The following is a 25,376-nucleotide window of genomic DNA, read 5'->3' as shown; positions in this document are numbered from 1 at the left end:
TGAAGTTATCTGGGCAGCGATGGACTATGGAAGGTTTTCAACAAATGGCGCAACTAAGAGTAGTATATAAAAGCAAACAAGAACTCAGGATCAAACAATTATGCCAAAATGCAGCATAATGGGAAATTTGTCGTACACCCTCTTTTAGTACCTCTTGATCTATCTTTTTATTTTACAGTTTATTTTCTCTTTTAAATTTGATATTTTAGATCCACACTAAATTCATCTATCTATGCAAATTCATGAAACTGCATTTATTGTATCAACATATAGGTCATATCACGAGGATATAAGTAAGGATATCTATGCCAAATTATGGAACAACCCCAAAACAGAATTATTGATTTCTATAATTCTAACATCTATTTCTAAAGACGAAGCAATTTTACATAGTTTGAGAAATCGTTTTTTCTACGAACGAATGAGCTCATTTTTCACCAAGCACAATGGTGGTACATTAATCAATTTTGGAGCTGGATTTAGCATGTATCAATTTCAGATGAGCGCTTCTGTATCTACTATAGAAATTGATAAACAAGATATTATTGATTATAAAAAAGAACATGTTGACCGTTGGGTTGCAGAAGGTAAATTACCACATCGAGAAATTACTTATACTGCTCTTGATTTTAATACAAAAACGGCAAAAGAAATCATCACAATACTACAACCTTTGATCAAAAAAAGACCTGTTTTTATTCTTGTTGAAGGTGTTTTTTTCTTTTTAGACACTTCAACGACAGATAAGCTATTTGATGTTTTTAATCAATTACAAAAATCAGGCGATATAATAGGGAGCGTGTCTTATCTTCCTGAGATAGAAGATACTGCTGTATACCACCGATTATTACATTATTTTGATAGTCATAACGATACCAATGATACTTTTAGACATCAAACAATACCTAATCAATACTATCATACTATAGATGGGTATTCTCTAGAGGAGCATAAAGATGAATTTGAGTTATCAAAAACATACACTTTAGACTATCGTATTACTGATAAATCTCAAATTCTCAATGAGAATATGTATCTTCTAAAAAAAGAACAATAAAAAGTAAGGTTGGTGTTAAAAAACACCAACCTTACTTTTTATTGTTCTGTATGTATATATTACTCCAATGCTTTTGCCATCACATGATATCTAGGGTCATCAATATCATGCTCTATTACACTAGCTAATTTTGGCGAGGCTTTGATCATTAATGCTTGACACTCATCGCTAAGGTGTTTTATTTTAATTTTTTTTTCTGCATCTTGATATTTTCCTACCAAAGCAAATATTGCTTCTAGTGCAGAATGATCAGATACTCTGGATTCCATAAAATCAATTTCAACAAATTCAGGGTCATTTTTAACATCAAACTTGTTATTAAAATCTTGTATTGATCCAAAAAACAATGGGCCCCAGATTTCATATACCTTGGTACCATCTTCTTTTATGTGTTTACGAGCACGAATTCGTTTTGCATTTTCCCAAGCAAAAACCAATGCTGAAATAATAACTCCAACAAAAACAGCAATTGCCAAGTCATAAATAACCGTTACCGCAGAAACGATAATCAATACAATTGCATCTGCCTTAGGTATTTTTCTAAGAATACGAAAACTAGACCATGCAAATGTTTCTATTACCATCATAACCATTACTCCTACTAATGCTGCTATAGGAACTTGCTCTATATATTCATCTGCAAATAATAAAAAGGTAAGTAGTGTCAATGCCATCATTACACCAGACAACCTTCCTCTACCTCCTGCATTAATATTTATTACAGTTTGTCCTATCATACCACATCCTCCTGTACCTCCGAACAATCCACTCAAAATGTTTCCAGCTCCCTGAGCTACACATTCACGATTACCACTACCTCTGGTTTCTGTAAGTTCATCTACCAAATTCATAGTCATCAATGATTCAATTAATCCTACTGAGGCCGCTAAAAAAGCATATGGTAGTATAAAAGTAAGCGTGTCTAATGTAAAAGGTATATACTGCCAGAATTCCATGTTTGGTGTCGGAAACTCACCAGACAACCCAGCTCCGCCTCCTTCTTTAATATAAGAACCCACAGTACTTACCTTGAACTTACCCAAAATAACAACAGTTGATGTTACCAATATTGCCGTTAATGCTGCAGGTATTTTGGTTGTTATCTTTGGCAATAACCAAACGATCCCCATTGTGAGTAAAACAAAACCGATTGTAGTGTACAACTCAGCCCCTTCCATTGGTATATTTATATATTTTTTTACACCATCAATACCTATTTCTAATTTTTTATGAGAAAACATCTTTACCTGTGCAATAAAAATCACAATAGCAAGACCATTTACAAACCCCATCATTACAGAATGTGGTATCAAACGTACAAAACGTCCTAACTTTAATACTCCAGCTCCTACTTGTATAATTCCCATTAGTATTACTGTTCCTAACAGATAATAATACCCCATATTTTCTACAGGAACATCAAAAGCCATTCCTTTTGCATGTCCTTCTGATATCATATGTACAAAAATAACTGCTACTGCACCTGCTGCTCCAGAAATTAGCCCTGGTCTACCTCCAAAAATTGCCGTTATTAACCCTATTATAAAAGCTCCCGATAATGCCACCAAAGGGTCTATCTGAGCTACAAAGGCAAAAGCTACTACTTCGGGTATCATAGCTAATGATACCGTAATTCCAGCCAATACATCATCTTTAGCATTCGGAATAATCTTTCTTACAAACTCAGTCATAATTATGATATTTGAGGGTGCAAAAGTACAGTTATTTTATGGGTTGGCAAGTAAAATCAATTTCTTATGCCGTATATCACAAAATTGTACTAAATGATTCTGGAGGATTTTAAAACTTGAAAACTTTAGTATATTTAACTTTTTTATACACTATCCTGATGCAAAAAGTCTTTCTATTTTTCAGCTTTCTAAGCATTATCTCCTGTAATACTTCTGATACAGAAAAATCTCAAAAAATTGACTTTACCACATTATTTGAAACAAGTAAGGGTACAGAAACCCCTACATACAATGAGGTAATCTCCTATTACAAACAACTATCTGATACATACCCTACAATCCATATTCAAGAAGTAGGTACAACAGATAGTGGCTACCCTTTACATATCGTTACCCTAAACCCTGAGGCTATATTTGATTTTGAGACAATAAGAAAATCTAAACGTATTCTTTTTATTAATAACGGAATTCACCCTGGAGAGAGTGATGGTATTGATGCAACTATGTTATTATATAGAGATATCGCCCAAGGTAAAATCAAACCTCCCTCTGCTACCGTTCTGGTTACCATTCCTATATACAATATAGGAGGGGCATTGAATAGAAATTCTGGTACCCGAACTAATCAAAATGGTCCAAAAGAATACGGTTTTAGAGGTAATTCTCGCAATTATGACTTAAATCGTGACTTTATAAAAAGTGACACAAAGAATGCTCGATCCTTTGCTAAAATCTTTCATCTAGTACAACCTGATGTATTTATTGACAATCATGTTAGTAATGGTGCTGATTACCAATACACCTTAACTCATTTATTTACACAACATAATAAACTTGGTGGTAAACTAGGTAGTTATTTACATCAAGAAATGCACCCACAACTAGAAACTTTGCTCAAGGCAAAAAAATGGGATATCACTCCTTATGTAAATGTATGGGGGACTACTCCTGAAAAAGGATGGACTCAATTTATGGATTCTCCCAGATATTCTACAGGATACACCACATTATGGAATACTCTGGGGATGATGATTGAAACTCATATGCTAAAACCCTACAAACAAAGAGTAAAAGGCACGTATGAAATCATAAAATCAATGATTGATATTATTGAAAAAGATGGAGAAAAAATACGTTTATTGCGAAACGAAAAATTTGCTAAACAGTCTACACATAAAAAATATCCTATACACTGGAAAGTAGACACTACACAAGTTACAAAATTTGATTTCAAAGGGTATGAAGGAGAATTTATAGACAGTAAAATAACCAAATCAAAACGCTTGAAATACGATCAAAACAAACCTTATAACAAAAAGGTTATTTATAAAAACTATTTTACCCCTACTACAGAAATTACTATCCCAAAATCCTATGTTATTCCTCAAGGCTGGTGGAATGTTATTCAATTATTAGAAGTAAACAAAGTGATTTTTGATGTCCTAAAAAAGGATACTATCATTACTGTAGAAGTGTATCACATAAAAGAGTATACAACAAGAAAAACACCATATGAGGGACATTACTTGCATAATCAGGTATCTGTGAGTTCAAATACAGAAAAGGTTTTTTTGTCAAAAGGAGACATTATAGTTAATACTGATCAAAAAGCATTTAGGTATCTTATAGAGACTCTAGAACCCCAAGCTCTTGATTCTTTTTTTGCATGGAACTTTTTTGATACAATCTTACAGCAAAAAGAAGGATTTTCTCCTTATGTCTGGGAGGATAAAGCGACTGATTTATTAAAAAACAATACAGAACTACAAATCAGGTTTGAGCATAAGAAAAAAGACACTGCTTTTGCCAATAATTGGTATACTCAACTTGCTTGGTTACATAAACAATCTAATAACTATGAGAAAGCCCATATGAGATATCCGATCTATCGAATTCTAAAATAAACTCAATTAAACGGAATCAAATTACCCACTAAAATTTGCAATTCACTTATCAAATTTTTCTCTATTTCAGGCTCAGAATCTGAATGTGCTGCCTCTACAATCAATAAATTTGATTTATTCAATTTTTGATGTAATTGATATGCAAATATAGGAGGACAAATAACATCATGTCTTCCTTGTATTATTGAAACAGGAATATTTTTTATAAAATGTATATTATTCAAAATATAATTTTCTTCAATAAAACAATTATTTGACAGGTAATGTGCTTCTAAAATAGCCAAAGATTGATATGGGTATAACTCTATAATATTTTCCACTTCTTTTGAACTAATGCCTTTTTTGAAAATAGATATTTCGTAATGAGCCCATTGATATGCAAACCGTTCACTAGTACTTGAATTTGATTTCATCTTTTGGAGATAAAATTTGGCTATATTTTCTCTATTAGCAGTAGGAATATCTTTTACAAACCTTTCCCATTCTTCTGGATAATACATTTCAACACCTCCATTAATATAATGATCTATTGCTTTTTTATTCCCTAAGAACACACCTCTTAAAATCATACCCATGATTCTGAAAGGAAATTTAATTGCGTACACTAAGGCTAAAGTGCATCCCCAAGATCCTGCAAATAAAACAACTTTTTCAACACCTAACACCTTCAACAAATGTGTTATATCATCAATTAACAAATCAGTTTCATTATTTACTATACTTCCAAATGGTTTACTCCTAGATGCCCCTCTTTGGTCAAAAAAAATCACTTTATGTATTTTTGGATCAAAAAAACGTTTATCCATTTCGAAAAAACCCGCTCCTGGCCCTCCATGCAAAAACAATATAGGAATACCATCTGGATTTCCATATACTTCATAATACAGCTCATGCCCTCCAGATACAGACACATAACCTTTATTTAAATTATCCATTTATTCTATTGTTTTTAAAAAAAAACTACAAGAAGGTTAAGTCTACTTTTCCTGTCCAAATTTATCCGCCAAAAGCTCCCATAGCCTAGTATTCCCATGATCATATCCTAAAGCCCATATACCTACTCCTGATAGTTTTTTTTCTTTGATCCAATCATATTTCAAAGATAACGACAAGCTGTCATCAAACCAAAGTTGTTTCGTCACTCCTTTTTCTTCATGTATACCATATCGCGTAGAACTTATGGTATCAAAACTCATTTTATATTTTTTTGTATCTAGTAATTCTTGAGTTGTGCTGTACATATCATGTGAAAGAAATTTTTTAGTTTTACTTGGTATAGAGCTATCTTCGGTTATCCATATATCTCCATAGTAAGGCAATCCAACAATAAGTTTACTTGGGCTTACTCCTTCTTTAAGGTAATAATCTACCGAGGATTCTATACTGTGTTTTCCCCATCTTGAACTACTTTTCAATGGAGATACTGGTCCAGCATGTTTACTAAATGCTCCATAATAATCATATGCCATAAGGGTATAAAAGTCTATTGAAGCATCAATAGATTTTATATCAAATATATTATGATAATCTACTGCATATAATGCTAATGAAACCATATACTTAGGATTTTTCTTATGCAGGTGACTTGATAACTTGACTACAAAATCACTAAACTCCTTTTTATATTTAGACGACACACCTTCAAAATCAATATTGACTCCATCTGCTTTTCTTAACGCTAATAATACTGCTAAACTATCTGCTAATGTATTTTGAGCTTTTTGGTTTTTTAAAAAGATGGCATTCTTTTTCTCCCCAAAACTAGATACAGTAAGAAACACTTTACATTTATTAACCTTTGCACTATCAACCAAAGCAGTCGTTTTCCATTGATGAATATTGTTATATCCCCCCGTTTGCTCATTAACCATATATGAAAAATATGAAACCCCCCATAACAAAGAAAAATCATAACTCTTATATGCTGATCCTTTTGAGAAAATATGCCATCCAAATGTTCTATAATCTTTATGAACAGCATATCGGGCTACTGGTTTGGCATGTTGAGTAAGGCGATTCAGACTATCCCACTGCTCTTCTGTAGTAAAATCGTATTCTTTAAATTGTTTATACTGTGAATGATTTGGGCCTACATAAGTACCAGAAGAGTCATAATACTCTAATACATCTTTTTCTTTACCCTCTTTTCTATTACAAGCAACTGTAAAAAAAAAGAGTCGCTAAAAGAATAACAAATATCTTAACTTTCATTTTTTAGCATATCAAATTGATAACACAATTTTCACTAGAGTTCATAGAGTTTCATGATAAAGAAAAGAAAGTCAACACCTCTCTTTTCCTTATCAAAGGAGTTGCTTTTTTGATAGTATATTATTTCTTGTATTACAACACAGGGATACGCAAAGTTTGCCCTGGATAAATCTTATCAGGATGCTCTAGCATTGGAGTATTTGCTTCAAAAATCACATTGTATTTCATAGCATCCCCATACACCTCTTTAGAAATTTTAGACAGCGTATCTCCACTTTTCACTACATAAAAAGTAGCTTCTGGTTCTGGGTTGGTTACCGTAATATTATCCTCTACACATCCAATACAATCTATATTACCCATTGCCAAAATGATTTTTTCTCTATCTGCATTGGTAACAGTCTGCCCTGATACCGTTACCATTTCTGAAACAGAGACATCAAGACCTGACACAGGTATACCCAGACGATCTATTTCTGCTTTTAATAATTCTGTTTTAGTTTTTGGTGTGACAACTACTTCTTCCTTGGTTGTTTCGTCTTTACTGCCGAATATTTTTTTCCCAGCTCCTTTAATAAATGAAAATAAACCCATAACATTAGTTAGTTTTAGTTAGTAATTCATAAAATTGCTTACCGCTTTGTATTTGGTCACAAAAATATTTTTATAAATTTAATAAAATAACGCTATGATAAATAATCATGCGAAAACAATAATTTTATATTAGCATAAGAATCCTGTAAAGCTTTCTTAGCTTTTTTGGTATTTTTCCATTTTACTTTTGTTATCCCTTCTTCTTTTTGTGGTACTAATTCTCCTTCATAACCTGTTTTCATTTCAAACCAATACGTTACTTTTAATCGAAACTCACCGTTTCTCTTAAAAACATGAAAACTTCGGTATAAAAATTTAGTAATCTCTAATCCCAACACTCCAGTTTCTTCTTCTACCTCACGTATTGCAGCTGTTTCCGTATCTTCTTTCTTCTCTACCTTTCCTTTAGGCAAATCCCATTTCCCGTTACGTTTGATGAATAGGATTTCTTTTTGAGCATTATACACTTTGCCCCCACCTGCTATAACTACAGGAAGTTTGGTATAAAGATGCTCTATCAATCTATCTTCCTTCTTATGATACAGATGATATCTTGCTTCTTCATGTATCGCTTCTTTACTCAAGACATCCCTTATAATTGTAGAAAAATCGGCCTCTTTAATAGGAATCGTTTGATAATCCTCTATAGACTTTTTTGTAGATAGAATAATAGGAGTATTATTCACAAAAACTTTATACATTTGCAACTATGATTTTTGATAAAGATACAGCAAAAAAAACTGCTGAAACACTACTGCAAATTAATGCAATTAAATTAAATCCGCAAGAACCTTTTACTTGGGCATCTGGATGGAAATCTCCCATCTATTGTGATAACAGAATTACGCTTTCTTATCCAGAGATACGAAGCTACCTAAGTAAGCACCTTGCAAGTTTTATAGAAAAAGAGTATGGCAAGCCTGATGTAATTGCAGGAGTAGCTACTGGCGCAATTGGTATTGGAATGCTTGTTGCTGAACAACTTGATCTACCATTTATTTATGTACGTCCAGAAGCCAAGAAACATGGCAGAAAGAACCAAATTGAAGGTATTGTTCCTACTGGCAAAAATGTAGTTGTCGTAGAAGATTTAATAAGTACAGGGAAGAGTAGTCTCAATGCTGTAGCTGCCCTAAAAGAAGTAAATGCGCATGTAAAAGGAATGGTAGCCATATTTAATTATGGTTTTGATATAGCAGTACAAAATTTTAAAGACGCGGCATTATCTTTGCATACTCTGAGCAATTATGAAAATCTTTTGGAACAAGCTCTAGACACAGACTACATTACAAAAGAACAGCAACAAACACTACAAAGCTGGAAAACAAATCCTGCCGAGTGGAACATCTAATAACTTAAACAACATCATGAACTTAGAAAGCCCTAATGTAACTGTAAACAAAACGGCAAAAGAAGTGTTTGATTTTTTAACCAAGGTTGAGAACTTTGAACAACTTATGCCAGAGAGCAAACAAAAATTTGAAAAAATAAGTGATTCAAGATTTCTTTTTCAACTAAAAGGAATGCCCGAATTAGTATTAGATCAAAAAAATAACACTAGCCCTAGTCAGGTAGTATTAGGGGCTGCAAGCGACAAACTCCCTTTTACATTAACTGCTGATATTACTGATACCGAAGAAGGAAAAAGTACAACAAAACTTACTTTTGAAGGTAAATTCAACACGATGATGTCAATGATGATCAAAAACCCAATTCAGAATTTTATCAACACACTAAGCGAAAATATAAGTAAGCTATAACTAATATAATAGCTTAACCTCTTTTAGATCAAAATCTGAAATAATATCGTCTTCAATTAAAACCTGTAATTTACCTTCGTTAGTTACAGATTTGATAATTCCAACAAAAGACTCTCCCTTTGCATTCATAAATGCAGAGGGTTTATTTTTTCTAAAAAGGACCTCTTCATACTCCTTTTTAATACTATGGTAATTAGAAGCTACTAATTCTAAAAAGCGTTTTTGTAACCTTTGTAGTAATGAATTCAATACTTCTTCTACTTCTAGATTATACCCTAAAATCTGTTTTAAAGAGCCAGCTTGAGGAAGATTATCAAAATTAGTTTGATTTACATTAACCCCCACACCGATAACAGCGCCAATCATACTGCCATTCTTAACCACATTTTCTATCAAAATACCGCATAATTTCTGACGGTCTGACAGAATGTCGTTAGGCCATTTTACAGATAATTTAGTAATCATCATACTTCTTAATGTATCATAAACAGCTAAAGATGTTACCATAGAAATAAAAAACTGATCTGCCAATGGCACCCCTTGAATTGGTATAAACACACTACATGTAAGGTTTTGTCCTGGGTTACTTTGCCAGACTGTACCCATTTGTCCTTTTCCAGCAAGTTGTTCTCTTGCCAAAACACAAATCGGATCTACTTGTTTTTTTTTACGAATTAATTCCCTGAGGAAAATATTTGTGGAGTCAATGGCATCAACTTTGATTATATGCATGTATAAGGTGTAAAAGTTTTATAAATGTCCGACTAATACAGACATTAAAATCATAAAAAGTAATAACTTTACGCAAATTAAAAAAATGCATGACTAAAAAAGAAATCGGCAACGATCAATTAATTACCCAAATATTAAAAGGTATTGAAGAAGTAAAAGGAAATGATATCACTATCTTAGATCTTAGAGATATCGAAAACACCGTATGTAGTTACTTTGTAATCTGTAACGGAACTTCTAATACTCAAGTAAATGCAATTGTAAGTTCTATCCAAAAAACAGTAAGCAAAGAATTAAAAGACAAGCCTTGGCATGTTGAGGGTAGCGAAAATGCAGAATGGGTACTAATTGATTATGTTAACGTCGTTGTACATGTTTTTCAAAAACATATCAGAGAATTTTACGATATAGAAGGACTCTGGGGGGATGCAAAGACTACAGCTATTGAAACAAATTATTAAAAGAAAACCGTAAATGGCCAAAGAAAATAAAAAAACAGAACCGAATAAAAAGCCAAAATTTAGCGCTTATTGGATTTATGCGATCATTATTATTGGTTTTTTAGTACTAAATTTTATGGGAGGAAGTGGATTAGGATCTGCTCCCACAACCTCTCCTTCTGATTTTCAGGATTTTCTGAGTAATGGAGAAGTTGAAAAAGTGGTGGTTATCAATCGCCGAAAAGCAAAAGTCTTTCTTACTCCAGAAGCCAAATCATTAGAGAAACACCAAAAGAAACAAAACAAATCACTGTTACCAGCAAGTCCTAGTGACCCTGATTATCAGTTTGAATTTGGTGATTTACAAAATTTTGAAAATAAAATTGCTACAATAAAAAACAAAAATAGTTTAAGTACGCAAGTAAACTATGACACAGAAAGCAATGTATGGGGAGAAATATTTATCACTCTTTTGCCTTTTGCTTTAATCATTGGAGTATGGATATTTATCATGCGAAGAATGAGTGGTGGTTCTGGCGGTGGTGCTGGAGGCCAAATATTCAATATAGGAAAGTCTAAAGCAAAACTCTTTGACCAAAACACAGAAGTAAAAGTTTCTTTTGAAAATGTAGCAGGTCTAGAAGGAGCCAAAGAAGAAGTACAAGAAATTGTAGATTTTCTTAAAAATCCTGAAAAATACACTTCTTTAGGGGGTAAAATTCCAAAAGGAGCATTACTTGTTGGACCTCCAGGAACTGGTAAAACATTATTAGCAAAAGCCGTTGCTGGTGAAGCAAAAGTACCATTCTTCTCACTCTCTGGATCGGATTTTGTAGAAATGTTTGTGGGAGTAGGTGCCTCTCGTGTAAGAGACCTGTTTAAACAAGCTAAAGAAAAATCTCCTGCTATTATTTTTATTGATGAAATTGATGCAGTAGGTAGAGCTCGTGGTAAAAGTAATTTCTCAGGTTCTAATGACGAAAGAGAAAACACACTAAACCAATTACTTACAGAAATGGATGGTTTTGGAACAAATACCAACGTTATTGTAATAGCTGCTACTAACCGTGCAGATGTATTGGATAAAGCATTATTACGTGCAGGTCGTTTTGATCGTCAGATATATGTAGATTTACCCGACATTAGAGAACGTAAAGAAATCTTTGATGTTCATTTAAAACCCCTTAAAAAGGTAGAAAACGAGCTAGATACAGAGTTTATGGCTAAACAAACTCCAGGGTTCTCTGGAGCTGATATTGCCAATGTTTGTAATGAAGCTGCCTTGATTGCTGCCAGAAAAGGTAATACCGCTGTAGGCAAACAAGATTTTCTTGATGCTGTAGATAGAATTGTTGGTGGATTAGAGAAAAAGAATAAGATTATTACTCCAGAAGAAAAGAGAGCTATCGCTTTTCATGAAGCTGGTCATGCAACCGTAAGTTGGATGCTGGAACATGCCGCACCGCTAGTAAAAGTAACTATTGTGCCAAGAGGACAATCTCTAGGAGCTGCATGGTACTTACCAGAAGAAAGATTAATCGTAAGACCTAATCAAATGCTAGATGAGATGTGTGCCGCATTAGGAGGTCGTGCCGCTGAAAAAGTTATTTTTAACGAAATCTCTACTGGAGCTTTAAGTGATCTTGAAAAAGTGACCAAACAAGCAAGAGCAATGGTAACTGTATATGGATTAAATGAAAAAGTAGGGAATTTAACTTATTATGATTCATCAGGGCAAAGTGAATACAATTTCACTAAACCTTATAGTGAGCAAACCAGTGAATTAATTGATAAAGAAATCTCTAATATCATTGAGATGCAATATCAAAGAGCTATTGATCTTTTAGAAAAACATAAAGATAAATTAACTGAGCTTGCAGAAGTACTCTTAGAAAAAGAAGTAATCTTCAAAGATAATCTAGAAAAAATATTCGGAGAACGCCCATTCGGTAAAAAAGAAGAAGAAATCGTAAACGAGCCTTCTTAAAAACTACCGTTTTTACAAGTAAATTGAAAAATCTTAGCCTAATGAGAATATTAGGTTAAGATTTTTTTTATCTTTGGAGGTAATGTAAAACCGTAATCCCCCAATCTCAATCTAAAATGAGTCTATTTAGAAGAATCTTTTCCTCAAAATCTAAATCAGACCAAAAGGCTAAAGAACGTCACGCAGAAGATCGTAGTAAATATATGCCTGAAATTGATCTACCGATCGATGAAAGCTTTATGATAAACTTCAAAAGAAATGGAGGTAAGTTTCTTTATTGTGATAACGAAAATGAAGTTTCTGATTCTTTTGATAAAATTCTTTTGGAAAATGACTGGTACGAAAAAGAAGTCTGTTGTTTTGACAAAAGTCTTGAACATAAATTCTCTGGTTTTAATTTAAATTTCGTAAAAAACTTTTCTGCTTCTTTCTTTTTTGCTACTTGTGAATATTTAATCGCAGATAGTGGTGCTATATTAATCTCTTCTAACCAGCTTAGAGAGAAAAAACTTACTGAACTACCTGATGATTTTGTAATCCTTGCAGCTACAAGTCAATTAGTTAAGAATATTGGAGAAGGGCTCAAAGGAATCAAAAACAAAAACCGAAACGCAATCCCTTCAAACATTACAACCATCAAGGATTTTGAACCACAAAAAGAAAAAGATTTCTTAAGCTATGGAAGTAGTTCAAAAAATTTATATTTGCTCCTTCTGGAAGACCTATAACATGAAAGAACTGCTTACAAGATCTTTATCGGGACTTTTATATGTCTCTATATTACTACTATCAATATTTATCAATAAATATACTTTTATTGGAGTGTTTTTTATTTTTGGTGTAATCACTATCTATGAGTTCCAAAAATTAATCTACCTTAAAAACAAAAGGCTCTACGTCATATTCATTGCTCTTTTGGTTGTATTGCATTTATGCCAAGATGAGCTTTATTATTACTTTATATTACCCGTATTAACTCTTACTATTATCACTGAGTTATTTCTGGTAAAAGATCTGGTCACGATTCGAATTATCCCTATGTTCGAAAAAAGAAAATACCTGACCACTATCTTCTATTTGATCACATCGATTATATTTGCTACACTCCTACCTAATTACTCAGGAGAGTACCAACCATTTATTATAGCAGGAGCATTTTTGATTACTTGGGTCAATGACACCTTTGCATATTTAGTTGGTAAAAATTTTGGAAAACACAAATTATTAGAACGAATATCTCCTAAAAAAACGGTAGAAGGTTTTATTGGAGGTTTTATATTCTCATTGATTGCTGGATACCTTATCGCTATATTTTCTGACACATTATCTATTACAGTTTGGTTGATTATAAGCATAATTATGAGTATTTTTGGCACACTGGGAGATCTCATACAATCTAAGTTCAAAAGGCAAGCAGGTGCCAAAGATAGTGGCACTATAATGCCTGGTCACGGAGGCATATATGATCGATTAGATAGTATTATATTTGCTAGCCCATTTTTATACGCATTTTTACAAATACTGAAGCATGTTTCATAAAGAAGGATACAAAATAATATCAATAACACTCGTATTATTTCTAGGCATTAATTTAGCTGCTTATGTTGCTATTCAAATCAAAGAATTGCAAATCGCTATATTTTCTACAACACTAGTCTTTTTAATTCTGATCTTACAATTTTTCAGAAACCCAAAAAGAATCACAAAAATAGATGACAGCACAATAGTTTCACCTGTAGATGGAAAAGTTGTAGTTATTGAAGAAGTATACGAGAAAGAACATTTTAAAGATAAACGACTACAAGTATCTATCTTTATGTCACCTATCAATGTGCATGTCACGAGACATCCTATTGGAGGAGAAGTAGTCTTTAGCAAGTATCATCCAGGAAAATACCTTGTTGCATGGCATCCTAAAGCTTCTGAAGAAAACGAAAGAACAACTGTTGTGGTAAAAAATAATGCTATCACAATTCTATATCGTCAAATTGCTGGAGCATTAGCAAAGAGAATTGTAAACTATGCCACAGAAGGAGAAAAAATAATTCAAGGCTCTGACAGTGGATTTATTAAATTTGGATCTAGAGTTGATGTATATCTGCCTATAGGAACCAAAGTAGATGTAAGCCTTGATCAAAAAGTCAGAGGAGGAGAAAGTGTTATCGCTTCTTTATAAATAACAATAAATTCCAAAAAAGTTTTAAATAAACTTTATATTAATTAAGAATAGTAATCTTATAATCATTTTTGAATTTCCCCAAATACAAATTCTGAAAAAAGGAGTTTTCTTAAACATGACTGAAGAAGAATTAAATATCGCCTTTGAGAATGCATATGAGCGTGCCTGCAATACCAAAATACAGTTACCTCCAGACATCATGCTTTATTTCTATGCTTACTACAAGCGAGCCACACACACAGAAAGCCTATTCACCCCATCAGGAAATAGCGAGCTTAGAAATGCATTTAAGCTAAATGCATTTTTTCAAGCAAAACATCTTACACCAAAAGAGGCCAAAGAAAAATACATTGACATGGTCAACAAACATATTACAGATTAAAAAAAAACTTTGACTGACTAGTCAAAGTTTTTTTTAATCTACATATCTTAATGTCTTGTCTATTTTTATCCATTTAAACCTTCAAGACTTGATTTTATCGTAGCTATTTTAGCCTCTGCATCAGCTTCTTTCTTTCTCTCATTAGCAATAACCTGATCTGGTGCATTATTCACAAAACGTTCATTTTGTAATTTTTTCTGTACAGACTTCAAAAAACCTTCTGTATAAGATAGTTCATCTGTAAGCTTTTTAATTTCTTCTTCTATATTTATTGTTCCAGAAATTGGGATAAAATATTCATTAGATTTCACTCTAAAAGAAAGAGTTCCATCTACCTTGGCATCTACATAATCCAATACTGATAGATTCCCTAATTTACTGATTACAGTATCAAAAGTAGTGGGGGTATTCTCACTATTGAGTACAGACAACTCCATAGTCTCTTTAAATGATATATTTTTTTCTTTACGTATTGTTCTAATTCCAGAAACAACATCAGCTGCGGTTTCAAACTCAACAATCAAATCTTCATTAATTGGCTGTGCTTTTGGCCAACTGGCAATAATCAACGCCTCCTCTGTAGTTCTATTAGCAATCTGTTGCCATATTTCTTCTGAAATAAAAGGAACAAAAGGGTGCAAAATTTTTAGATTCTCTTCTAGAACTGCAATAACCTCTGCATATGTCTTACTATCAATAGGACTACCATACGCAGGTTTAATCATTTCTAACAGCCAACTACAAAAATCATCCCAAATCAACTTATAGGTTATCATCAAAGCATCACTTATTCTATATTTAGAATAACTATCTTCTAACTCCAACAAAGTTTTTTGAAATTTTGAAGCATACCACTTTATCGCAATAGAAGAAGATTCTGGCTGTTCGATAGTTGCATCTATTTCCCATCCTTTAATCAATCTAAAAGCATTCCATATTTTATTTACAAAAGAACTTCCTTGCTTACATAAATCTTCATCAAACATCAAATCATTCCCAGCAGGAGAACTTAACAACATCCCTACTCGAATACCATCTGCTCCATACTGCTCTATTAAGTCAAGCGGATCTGGCGAATTACCCAAAGACTTAGACATCTTACGTCTTTGTTTATCTCTAACGATCCCAGTAAGATACACATTTGTAAAAGGCTTCTCTTTTTTATATTCATACCCAGCGATAATCATACGTGCTACCCAGAAAAACAAAATCTCAGGCGCAGTAACTAAATCATTAGTTGGGTAATAATAATTAATTTCTTTATTATCTGGCTCCAAAATACCATTAAACACACTCATTGGCCATAACCAAGAAGAAAACCAAGTATCTAAAGCATCAGGGTCTTGAGTTAAATCAGCAATAGTTATAGCTGTATTTCCAGTTTTTTCTTTCGCCAACACCAATGCATCCTCTTTGTTTTCTGCAACTACAAAATCTTCTTTACCATCTCCATAAAAATATGCAGGAATCTGGTGCCCCCACCATAATTGTCTAGAGATATTCCAATCCCGAACGTTCTCCATCCAGTAACGATAGGTATTCACAAATTTCTCAGGAACCAAATTCACTTCTTTATCCAGAACTGCATCCAGAGCAGGCTGAGCTAAATCTTTCATTTTCAAAAACCATTGATCACTCAATTTTGGTTCAATCACAGCTTTTGTTCGCTCACTAGTCCCTACTTTATTAAGGTGTGTTTCTGTTTTTTCTAACACCCCTATCACCTCTAACTCTTTTACAATCTCTTTCCTTGCTAAAAAACGGTCTTTCCCTTCATAATCCCCTCCATAAGAGTTCAAAGTAGCATCATCATTAAAAATATCTATTACCTCAAGATTATGCTTATCTCCTAAAACTTTATCATTAGGATCATGAGCTGGAGTAACCTTTAGGCAACCAGTCCCAAACTCCATATCTACATACTCATCTTCGATTATTGGTATTGCCCTATCAACAATAGGAACAATCGCTTTTTTTCCTTTAAGGTGTGCAAACCGCTCATCATTTGGATTGATACATATAGCAGTATCACCCATAATAGTCTCAGGGCGAGTAGTCGCAATAGTAAGTGTATCTTCTGTACCTTCTATTTTGTATTGTAGATAGTATAAATTACCCTGTTTTTCTTCATAAATCACCTCTTCATCAGACAAGGTAGTTTTAGCTTCTGGATCCCAGTTCACCATCCTATACCCTCTATAAATCAACCCTTTGTTATATAGATCTACGAAAACCTTAATCACAGACGCAGACAAATTGTCATCCATTGTAAAGGCAGTACGTTCCCAATCACAAGAAGCTCCTAATTTTTTTAATTGCTCTAAAATAATCCCCCCATGCTTATGAGTCCACTCCCAAGCATGCTCTAAAAATTCTTCTCTAGTAAGGTTATTTTTATCAATCCCATCCTCTTTGAGTTTAGCAACCACCTTTGCTTCTGTAGCAATAGATGCATGATCTGTTCCTGGAACCCAACAGGCATTATAACCTTTTAATCGAGCTCTACGAATCAACACATCTTGAATTGTGTTATTAAGCATATGTCCCATATGGAGAACACCAGTAACATTTGGTGGTGGAATTACAATAGTATACGCTTCTCTATCATCAACTTCAGAATGAAAATAATTGTTTTCCATCCAGTAGGCATACCATTTTTCTTCTATTGATTTTGCATCGTATTTTCCTGCTAAAGACATACTTTGGTCTGATTTTTGAGTTTAAAGAAGCAAAAGTACTTATTAAAGTATGAAGTACGAAGTCTGAAATATGAAATTTTTTAAAAATATAAAAACGAAAAATAGATAATACTATTACAACAAAACAAGCAGTTTAGATATAGCTTATTATATTCAAATTTTTCAACTCATATTCCTGGTTTTAACCTCTTACTTTTATTTGCCATTTTGCAATTGAATAAAAAGTAAGTACTTTTACGTTTAACAAAAACCTACATTATGAAAAAAATAATGATAATTTTATTTATTGGTTTTCTTGGCACAACCTTATATGCACAGGATAAAGCGCAAATAGAATTTAAAACCGAAGTTATCGATTATGGTGAAATTGCCAAAGGTAGTGACGGTATTCGTAAATTTGAATTTACTAACACTGGTAAAGTACCTTTAGTTATTTCTAAAGTATATTCTAGCTGCGGATGTACAATTCCTAAAAAACCAGAAGGTCCTATTGCACCAGGAGATTTAGGTGTTATTGAAGTAAAATATGACACAAAAAGAGTTGGTCATATCAGAAAAACTGTTTCTGTAAAATCGAACGATCCTGATCGTCCAACGATAGCTTTAAAAATTAAAGGTACTGTACTTGACAAAAGTGTTTTAGAAAACTAAAATAAGTACACCAAAATATAAAAAGGGATACCATGGCGGTATCCCTTTTTATATTTTTATATATTCTAATTTAAAGTACCTTTTTTAAAGAAAACTGATAATTCATCATAATACCTAATCGCTCTATCTTTATTCTAATTTTTTTACCTTCATCAAGATAAAATAAATCATTAAGATCAGAAAGTTTATATTGATATGCCCTCTTACCATTTACCTGTAAAATAATATCCCCTTTTTTTAACCCTGCAAGTTCTGCTGGTGAATTTTGTCTTACATCCATAATTTCATATTTAGGCTGAAGCACGAAATTATTCAACAACTCAAATGTTTTCTTACTCACGATCTTATCAAGTCCTAGATATACCCTGTCCTTTTCTTTATAATCTTTTACCGCAGTAAAACCAGAGTGTTGTATCGTAAGACCACTCATATTATAATTAAATGGTTTTCTAAAAAAACTATTCTTTTTAAAAGATATCTTTTTATGAGGGTAATCCAAAATGATATTAAATCTCTTCAAAACATTTCCCCCCAGCGATCCTTGCCTATTATCCAAAGAGATCCCTTGTATATAAATTGAGTCAGGAAACGAGGTAGTCACTTCTTTCATTTTAAATCCACCAATATGAAGTCCTTTGATTTTGGTTTTCTCTCCGTAAATTTCACCACTAAATCCTTTGCCCAAAAAATCTCTAAAAGAATTTTCTGAAGGATATATCCCCTTTTCTTTATTTTTAAACAACCACAAAGAAGAACCTGATCCTGAATCTAATAATAAATTTACATCAATCAAACCTTCTACTGCCTCATACTTTGCTTTAACAAAAGGTCTTTTCTTTTTCCCTCTAAAATCCAACGTTGTTTGATAGCATTTTTTACACTTTTTGTATTGATACGATTCAGGATTATACAGATTAATTATCTTTTTACTATAATTAATATCTAAAACAAAATCTTTAATAAAATCATATCCTATAATTCCATGTACTGGAAAACCCATTCTTGGAGAGAAGTTGATTGATTCATCCAATACCAAATAAATCCTATGATTCGCACTTGTTGCTTTACCAATAGTTACTTCATTATTCATAGATTTTATAGCCTCTACAGGTTCATTATCTCCTAATCCTCTAAGATAAATCTTGGATGTGTTTTTAAGCTCTATAGAACTTTTATTATCGACACTAAAAATAATAGTAGACCCTACTCCTGTATCTAAAATAAATGACAACTCTACACCATTTACAACTACAGGAACAATAATAAGATTATTTGCTAATTCAAATCTAACTTTATCTTTCTTTTTCCCTAAAGGTAATTCAAAATCTTTTTGGGCAAAAAGAATAGCATGTGATATTAGAAATAATATAGTAATCTTACTTTTAAGATAATAACAAAAACCTTGTGACAAAACCTTCATTACACTAAATATAGAAAAATAGTTGAAAAATCATAGTAACTATACATCAATTTCTTAATTATTTTAAGACATTTACTGCTATTTTACTTATCAAAATCAAACTCAATGCCAACAGTATCAAAAAAAGGGAAAGCTATGCCTGAATCACCAATTCGAAAATTGGTTCCTTTTGCAGAAAAAGCTGCAAAAGAGGGTAAGCATATTTATCATCTCAATATTGGTCAACCTGACATCAAAACTCCTGTTGGAGTGATGGATGCAATACGCAATCATGATTTAGATATTCTAGCCTACAGCCACTCTGCAGGATTTGAGAGTTTAAGAAATAAATTAGCGATCTATTACACAAAACATAGCATTTCTGTCTCTTCTGATGATATTTTGATCACCACAGGAGGTAGTGAGGCCTTAATTTTTAGTATGGGCAGTATTACTGATCCTGGAGATGAAATCATTGTCCCAGAACCTTTTTATGCAAACTATTATAGCTTTTCTATTCAATCTAATATCAAAGTAGTCCCTGTTGTTTCTAAAATGGAAAATGGATTTGCATTACCATCAATAACTGAATTTGAAAAACTTATCACAAACAAAACAAAAGCTATTCTAATTTGCAACCCTAGTAATCCAACGGGATATTTATATAGTAAAGAAGAAATAAAACAATTGACTAAGCTTGTAATTAAATATGACCTCTTTTTAATTTCTGATGAAGTATATCGTGAATTTGTATATGATGATTCTGAACATTATTCTATTTTACAAGAAAAAAATCTTGACAATCATGCTATTATCATAGATTCTGTTTCCAAAAGATACAGTATGTGTGGAGCACGTATTGGATGTATGATAAGTAAGAACAAGAGTGTAATTGCAACTGCTATGAAATTTGCACAAGCACGTTTAAGCCCTCCTACTCTAGCACAAATTGCAAGTGAAGCAGCTCTGGATACTCCAGATTCCTACTATACTGAAACGGTTGCAAAATACAAAGCTCGAAGAGACACTCTAATTGCTGGACTCAAAGAAATACCTGGAGTAAAAGTAATTACTCCAAAAGGGGCTTTTTATTGTATTGCAGAGCTACCAATCAAGGATGCAGATCATTTTTCAGAATGGCTTTTGGATCAGTTTGATTTAGATAATCAAACAGTTATGTTAGCCCCAGCATCTGGTTTTTACTCAAACCCTAATAAAGGAAAAAAACAAGTGCGCATTGCTTATGTATTAAATCGTAGAGATCTAAAAAAAGTAATCGAAATATTAAAAAAAGCATTAGAAAAATATAATCAATAATGAAAATCGAGTACAATAAATCTCTAAAAAGATATAACACTTTTGGAATCGAAGTTTTTGCTTCTGAATTTGCAACCATCACCTCTGTAACTGAACTCGAAAACATTCTTATTGAAAATGAGAACAAATCTCTTTTCATACTTAGTGGAGGGAGTAATATGTTATTGACAAAAAACATAAACTCTCTAGTTCTACATATTTCTATCAAAGGAATTACAGTTACAGAAGCATCAGACACACACGTATTGGTATCTTCAAACGCAGGAGAAAACTGGCATGACTTTGTTCAATACTGTATCAAAAACAACTATGGAGGTTTAGAAAACTTATCATTAATACCAGGATATGTAGGTAGCGCTCCTATTCAAAACATTGGAGCATATGGAGTAGAACTTAAAGACACAATGGTGAGCTGCGAAGCAATCAATATTTCTACAAGAAAGAAACATGTTTTTCTAAAAAACGATTGTAAGTTTGGGTATCGTAACTCAATTTTTAAAAACGAATCAAAAGGAAAATATATCATTACCAAAGTTACATTTAAACTAACAAAAAAAGAACATCAACTCAACACTAGTTATGGTGCGATAGAAAAAGCTCTGACTGATCAAAAAATTACCCAACCTACAATCAAAAATATATCTGATGCCGTTATCAAAATACGACAAAGTAAGCTTCCTGATCCCGCAGAAATAGGAAATAGTGGTAGTTTTTTTAAAAACCCCGTAGTAAATACTGGTCATTTTATAAAGCTTCAACAAGCACACCCGAACATTCCTTTTTATAAAATAGACGAAAATCATATCAAAATCCCCGCTGGCTGGCTAATAGAACAATCTGGTTTCAAAGGAAAACGCTGGGGAGATGCTGGAGTACATGAAAAACAAGCTTTGGTTTTAGTAAATTACAATAATGCAACAGGAAATGAAATTCTTGAAATATCAAAAAAAATAGTAACGTCAATCAAAGATAAATTCAATATATCTCTAGAAACAGAAGTTAATATCATCTAATACAAACATTGTACAGAAAACCAAACTATTATACTTATTTTTTAATTTACCCACTTCTTAAATACACATTCTTTGTATCTTTGCATATAATTTTGATTTTATAATAATTATGAAGCTTATATTACTTACAATTGGTTTATTATTGATGGCATTTGCTGGTATTGCTATTAAATTATGGGCAAAAAAAGATGGTAAATTTGCAGGTACTTGTGCTAGTCAAAGCCCATTTCTTAACAAAGAAGGAGAATCATGCTCCCTTTGTGGTAAAACTCCTGATCAATATTCGTCTTGTAATGACGATGAACATTCTAGTTAATCTTTTACCAAACTTGTAGTATTTCATTCAAAAAAAAATCATTGAGTAAAGAAAAACCAATCCTCTTAGAAGATCATATAAAAAAAGCTAAAGAAGGAAAACAAATATCTTTTAATTATCTTCTAGATACATTTTGGAATGACGTATACAGTTTTCAATTAAAAAGAACTCAGGACGAATACGAAGCAGAGGATATAACAATACAAAGTTTTTCTAGAGCATTTGACAAAATCAATACTTTTAAAGAAGAATATAACTTCAAAACATGGTTAATTCAAATATCCAAGAATATCCATATTGATTTATTACGTAAAAAAAACGCATCAATCCAATCTAAGACAACAGCACAGGTAGATGATGTGGTTTACAAAATTATTGACCACACTCCTACTCCAGAAGATAAATTGATCACAGAGCAAAACCTAGCTCAACTGTTACTTTATATCAAAAAATTAAAACCTAACTACCAGAAAGTGATCAATTTACGTTATTTTCAAGAATTGAGTTATAAAGAAATTGCACACCATCTCAATGAACCTATAAATAATGTAAAAGTAAAATTATTACGTGCAAGAAAACTATTATCAGAAATTATAACCGATGCAAACTAAACATTTACTCTTGCTCAATTACCTCAATTTAAAAGAAATAAATTGTTTGATAACACCATACAAAGGGTCAATCCATTTATCATGAATCTTCTTATCATATTTTATAAATTTCTGAATTAAGCCTTTTGGTGCAGAAATTTCTTTTTCTAAAGCCGTAATATTAATATACTTTTGATTATTAATTAACCATTTCTCTACACGCTTTCGATTGTTTTGTGTTTTTTTTAGACTTACCAATTCTTCATGCATGATTTTTAATATTTATCAGACAAGATAACTGGCAAAATCAAAAAAAATTTTACATTAACTTAATTTTAACCTGATGTTAAAACTCTGTTTTAATGTGGTTTTGCAATAATAATAGAAGAATTCTAAAAGTATTACTCACTACTCTTGATAACACTATCTAATTTAGTTTTTTATCACTTCTTCTTTCAAATTTATTCCTAATGAAGTATGAACTTTATCCAAAACTTCATTTTAATCTAAGCATTCTTTGTACTTTTGCCAAAAACATTGCTTGTATGAATAATGATGTTATTAGCGTAGCTCCCCCTAAGGGAAAACCAAAATGGTTACGTGTTAAACTTCCTACCGGAAAAAAATACACTGAACTCAGAGGCCTGGTAGATAAGTATAACCTACACACTATTTGCACTTCAGGAAGTTGCCCTAATATGGGTGAATGCTGGAGTGAAGGTACTGCTACTTTTATGATATTAGGAAATATCTGTACACGCTCCTGTGGTTTCTGTGGAGTAAAAACAGGAAGACCAGAAACTGTAGACTGGGAAGAACCTGAAAAAGTTGCCAGATCTATAAAATTAATGAATATCAAACATGCTGTTATTACATCTGTAGATCGTGATGATCTTGCTGATGGAGGATCTATAATTTGGTCAGAAACCATTCAGGCCATACGAAGAATGAATCCTGAAACAACATTAGAAACATTGATTCCTGACTTCCAGTTAAAAACAAAAAACATAGATAGGATAATCGCAGTAAAGCCAGAAGTAGTTTCTCATAATATGGAAACCGTAAAACGATTAACCCGAGAAGTTAGAATTCAAGCCAAATACGAACAAAGCCTACAAGTACTGAAATACCTTAAAGATAATGGGATTAGACGTACAAAAAGTGGTATTATGTTAGGTCTTGGGGAAAAGGAAGAAGAAGTAGTACAGGTACTCAAAGATCTTAGATCAGTAAATCTGGATGTTGTAACAATAGGACAATACTTACAACCAAGTAAAAAACACCTACCTGTAAAACAATTTATCACTCCAGATCAATTCAAAAAATACGAAGAAATAGGTCTAGAAATGGGATTCAGACATGTAGAGAGTAGTGCTTTGGTAAGATCTTCTTACAAAGCTCAAAAACACTTGACTTAGACCTTATAAAAGCTGTAAAATTTAATGAATACACCTACTAGAGTTGCAATTAATGGTTTTGGAAGAATAGGCCGTAATTTATTTAGGTTATTAATCAATCATAAAGATATACAGGTAGTAGCTATCAATGATCTTTCTGATCCAAAAACCTTAAGTCACCTTCTTAAATATGACAGTATTCATGGTATTTCTCCTGCCACAATATCACACACCAAAGGACATATAATAGTTGACAATATCTTAATACCATTACTAAACGAAACAGACCCTAAGAATTGTAATTGGAAAAAATACGATATTGATGTTGTTATAGAATCAACAGGGAAATTTAAAACCAAATCAGATGCAGAGAAACATCTTACTGCTGGAGCTAAAAAAGTCATTCTCTCTGCTCCCCCAATTGAAGACAGTATAAAAACTATTGTTATGGGGGTAAATGACCATATTATTGATGGCTCTGAGACTATCATCTCAAACGCTTCATGCACCACCAACAATGCAGCTCCTATGATCAAGGTAGTAAATGATCTCTGTGGAATTGAACAAGCATACATCACCACAATACATAGCTACACCACCGATCAAAGCCTTCATGATCAACCTCACAGAGACTTAAGAAGAGCTAGAGCCGCCAATCAATCTATAGTTCCTACCACAACAGGAGCTGCAAAAGCACTAACAAAAATATTCCCTGACCTAAGTAACGTTATAGGGGGATGTGGTATACGAGTTCCTGTACCAAACGGATCACTTACAGACATTACCTTCAATGTAAAAAACCCTACTTCTATCGAAGAAATTAATGCTGCATTCAAAAAAGCATCAGAAACCAACTTAAAAGGCATTCTATCTTATACAGAAGATCCTATCGTATCTGTTGATATTCTTGGCAACCCATTCTCTTGCACATTTGATTCACTTATGACTTCAGTTATAGGAAAGATGATAAAAATCATAGGATGGTATGATAATGAAATCGGGTACAGCAACAGAATAATTGATTTAATTATCAACATTTGCCAGAAATAACTATCTT

Annotated in this window: 26 protein-coding genes; 17 read left to right on the top strand and 9 right to left on the bottom strand. The window is 32.6% G+C overall.

Features of this window, described 5'->3' with window-relative positions:
- The first annotated feature begins 232 nt into the window (after positions 1–232).
- Positions 233–1,057, top strand: a complete 825-nt coding sequence (locus CVD18_RS12045; protein WP_103865693.1) for a class I SAM-dependent methyltransferase — start codon at positions 233–235, stop codon at positions 1,055–1,057.
- 59 nt (positions 1,058–1,116) lie between these two features.
- On the opposite strand, the gene CVD18_RS12040 is transcribed toward CVD18_RS12045, so the two are convergent.
- Complete coding sequence (locus CVD18_RS12040) at positions 1,117–2,748, bottom strand: SulP family inorganic anion transporter (protein ID WP_103865692.1); 1,632 nt, start codon at positions 2,746–2,748, stop codon at positions 1,117–1,119.
- Positions 2,749–2,906: 158 nt separating this feature from the next.
- On the opposite strand from CVD18_RS12040, the gene CVD18_RS12035 reads away from it, so the two are divergent.
- On the top strand, positions 2,907–4,652 hold the full coding sequence (locus CVD18_RS12035; RefSeq protein ID WP_103865691.1) for a M14 family metallopeptidase: 1,746 nt from the start codon (positions 2,907–2,909) through the stop codon (positions 4,650–4,652).
- Positions 4,653–4,654: 2 nt separating this feature from the next.
- Here the strand turns inward: CVD18_RS12035 and pip are convergent, their stop codons facing one another.
- The 4 genes from pip to CVD18_RS12015 all read right to left on the bottom strand — a co-directional run bounded on the left by pip (position 4,655) and on the right by CVD18_RS12015 (position 8,158).
- On the bottom strand, positions 4,655–5,587 hold the full coding sequence (gene pip / locus CVD18_RS12030) for a prolyl aminopeptidase (protein ID WP_103865690.1): 933 nt from the start codon (positions 5,585–5,587) through the stop codon (positions 4,655–4,657).
- Between the two features lie 42 nt (positions 5,588–5,629).
- On the bottom strand, positions 5,630–6,523 hold the full coding sequence (locus CVD18_RS12025) for a glycoside hydrolase family 18 protein (protein ID WP_103865689.1): 894 nt from the start codon (positions 6,521–6,523) through the stop codon (positions 5,630–5,632).
- A gap of 472 nt (positions 6,524–6,995) precedes the next feature.
- Positions 6,996–7,457, bottom strand: a complete 462-nt coding sequence (gene lysM, locus CVD18_RS12020; protein WP_103865688.1) for a peptidoglycan-binding protein LysM — start codon at positions 7,455–7,457, stop codon at positions 6,996–6,998.
- 92 nt (positions 7,458–7,549) lie between these two features.
- A complete protein-coding gene (locus CVD18_RS12015) occupies positions 7,550–8,158 on the bottom strand; it encodes an NUDIX hydrolase (RefSeq protein WP_103865687.1) in 609 nt (202 codons plus the stop codon).
- Positions 8,159–8,166: 8 nt separating this feature from the next.
- On the opposite strand from CVD18_RS12015, the gene pyrE reads away from it, so the two are divergent.
- Positions 8,167–8,808, top strand: coding sequence for an orotate phosphoribosyltransferase (gene pyrE / locus CVD18_RS12010; protein ID WP_103865686.1), 642 nt, complete (start codon positions 8,167–8,169; stop codon positions 8,806–8,808).
- Between the two features lie 16 nt (positions 8,809–8,824).
- Positions 8,825–9,217 (top strand): orotate phosphoribosyltransferase, encoded by a 393-nt coding sequence (locus CVD18_RS12005; protein WP_103865685.1) that lies wholly within the window; start codon positions 8,825–8,827, stop codon positions 9,215–9,217.
- Here CVD18_RS12005 and CVD18_RS12000 read toward each other — a convergent pair whose 3' ends face one another.
- Positions 9,218–9,949, bottom strand: coding sequence for a biotin--[acetyl-CoA-carboxylase] ligase (locus tag CVD18_RS12000; RefSeq protein ID WP_103865684.1), 732 nt, complete (start codon positions 9,947–9,949; stop codon positions 9,218–9,220).
- 89 nt (positions 9,950–10,038) lie between these two features.
- Here CVD18_RS12000 and rsfS point away from each other — a divergent pair, with 89 nt between their 5' ends.
- The 6 genes from rsfS to CVD18_RS11970 all read left to right on the top strand — a co-directional run bounded on the left by rsfS (position 10,039) and on the right by CVD18_RS11970 (position 14,937).
- The gene (gene rsfS, locus CVD18_RS11995; protein ID WP_103865683.1) at positions 10,039–10,410 is read left to right on the top strand and encodes a ribosome silencing factor; all 372 of its coding nucleotides are present in this window, start codon (positions 10,039–10,041) and stop codon (positions 10,408–10,410) included.
- A gap of 13 nt (positions 10,411–10,423) precedes the next feature.
- On the top strand, positions 10,424–12,376 hold the full coding sequence (ftsH, locus tag CVD18_RS11990) for an ATP-dependent zinc metalloprotease FtsH (RefSeq protein ID WP_103865682.1): 1,953 nt from the start codon (positions 10,424–10,426) through the stop codon (positions 12,374–12,376).
- A 116-nt stretch (positions 12,377–12,492) separates the two neighbouring features.
- Entirely contained in the window at positions 12,493–13,104 is a 612-nt protein-coding gene (locus CVD18_RS11985; RefSeq protein WP_103865681.1) for an LUD domain-containing protein, read from the top strand.
- Position 13,105: 1 nt separating this feature from the next.
- On the top strand, positions 13,106–13,915 hold the full coding sequence (locus CVD18_RS11980; RefSeq protein ID WP_103865680.1) for a phosphatidate cytidylyltransferase: 810 nt from the start codon (positions 13,106–13,108) through the stop codon (positions 13,913–13,915).
- The gene (locus CVD18_RS11975; protein WP_103865679.1) at positions 13,905–14,552 is read left to right on the top strand and encodes a phosphatidylserine decarboxylase family protein; all 648 of its coding nucleotides are present in this window, start codon (positions 13,905–13,907) and stop codon (positions 14,550–14,552) included. The genes CVD18_RS11980 and CVD18_RS11975 overlap by 11 nt, the downstream gene beginning before the upstream one ends.
- A 118-nt stretch (positions 14,553–14,670) precedes the next feature.
- Positions 14,671–14,937 (top strand): acyl-CoA-binding protein, encoded by a 267-nt coding sequence (locus tag CVD18_RS11970; protein ID WP_103865678.1) that lies wholly within the window; start codon positions 14,671–14,673, stop codon positions 14,935–14,937.
- 65 nt (positions 14,938–15,002) lie between these two features.
- Here CVD18_RS11970 and CVD18_RS11965 read toward each other — a convergent pair whose 3' ends face one another.
- Complete coding sequence (locus CVD18_RS11965) at positions 15,003–17,636, bottom strand: valine--tRNA ligase (RefSeq protein WP_103865677.1); 2,634 nt, start codon at positions 17,634–17,636, stop codon at positions 15,003–15,005.
- 258 nt (positions 17,637–17,894) lie between these two features.
- Here CVD18_RS11965 and CVD18_RS11960 point away from each other — a divergent pair, with 258 nt between their 5' ends.
- Complete coding sequence (locus CVD18_RS11960; protein WP_103865676.1) at positions 17,895–18,287, top strand: DUF1573 domain-containing protein; 393 nt, start codon at positions 17,895–17,897, stop codon at positions 18,285–18,287.
- 70 nt (positions 18,288–18,357) lie between these two features.
- On the opposite strand, the gene CVD18_RS11955 is transcribed toward CVD18_RS11960, so the two are convergent.
- Positions 18,358–19,707, bottom strand: a complete 1,350-nt coding sequence (locus CVD18_RS11955; RefSeq protein WP_103865675.1) for an aspartyl protease family protein — start codon at positions 19,705–19,707, stop codon at positions 18,358–18,360.
- Between the two features lie 105 nt (positions 19,708–19,812).
- Between CVD18_RS11955 and CVD18_RS11950 the strand changes: the two genes are divergently transcribed.
- The 4 genes from CVD18_RS11950 to CVD18_RS11935 all read left to right on the top strand — a co-directional run bounded on the left by CVD18_RS11950 (position 19,813) and on the right by CVD18_RS11935 (position 22,943).
- On the top strand, positions 19,813–21,003 hold the full coding sequence (locus CVD18_RS11950; protein ID WP_103865674.1) for a pyridoxal phosphate-dependent aminotransferase: 1,191 nt from the start codon (positions 19,813–19,815) through the stop codon (positions 21,001–21,003).
- Complete coding sequence (gene murB, locus CVD18_RS11945; protein WP_103865673.1) at positions 21,003–22,016, top strand: UDP-N-acetylmuramate dehydrogenase; 1,014 nt, start codon at positions 21,003–21,005, stop codon at positions 22,014–22,016. The genes CVD18_RS11950 and murB overlap by 1 nt, the downstream gene beginning before the upstream one ends.
- Before the next feature lie 109 nt (positions 22,017–22,125).
- Complete coding sequence (locus CVD18_RS11940; protein WP_103865672.1) at positions 22,126–22,332, top strand: membrane or secreted protein; 207 nt, start codon at positions 22,126–22,128, stop codon at positions 22,330–22,332.
- A gap of 41 nt (positions 22,333–22,373) precedes the next feature.
- Positions 22,374–22,943, top strand: a complete 570-nt coding sequence (locus CVD18_RS11935) for an RNA polymerase sigma factor (protein WP_233194539.1) — start codon at positions 22,374–22,376, stop codon at positions 22,941–22,943.
- Between the two features lie 18 nt (positions 22,944–22,961).
- Here CVD18_RS11935 and CVD18_RS11930 read toward each other — a convergent pair whose 3' ends face one another.
- A complete protein-coding gene (locus CVD18_RS11930; RefSeq protein ID WP_103865671.1) occupies positions 22,962–23,192 on the bottom strand; it encodes a hypothetical protein in 231 nt (76 codons plus the stop codon).
- Between the two features lie 275 nt (positions 23,193–23,467).
- Between CVD18_RS11930 and lipA the strand changes: the two genes are divergently transcribed.
- The gene (gene lipA, locus CVD18_RS11925) at positions 23,468–24,340 is read left to right on the top strand and encodes a lipoyl synthase (RefSeq protein ID WP_103865694.1); all 873 of its coding nucleotides are present in this window, start codon (positions 23,468–23,470) and stop codon (positions 24,338–24,340) included.
- A 24-nt stretch (positions 24,341–24,364) separates the two neighbouring features.
- Complete coding sequence (gene gap, locus CVD18_RS11920; RefSeq protein WP_103865670.1) at positions 24,365–25,369, top strand: type I glyceraldehyde-3-phosphate dehydrogenase; 1,005 nt, start codon at positions 24,365–24,367, stop codon at positions 25,367–25,369.
- The last annotated feature ends 7 nt before the right edge of the window (positions 25,370–25,376 follow it).

The organism is Aquimarina sp. I32.4 (genome assembly GCF_002924285.1).
Classification (GTDB): Bacteria; Bacteroidota; Bacteroidia; order Flavobacteriales; family Flavobacteriaceae; genus Aquimarina.
Note: the sequence above shows the minus strand (reverse complement) of the source record. Positions and strands in the feature narration are given on the sequence as shown.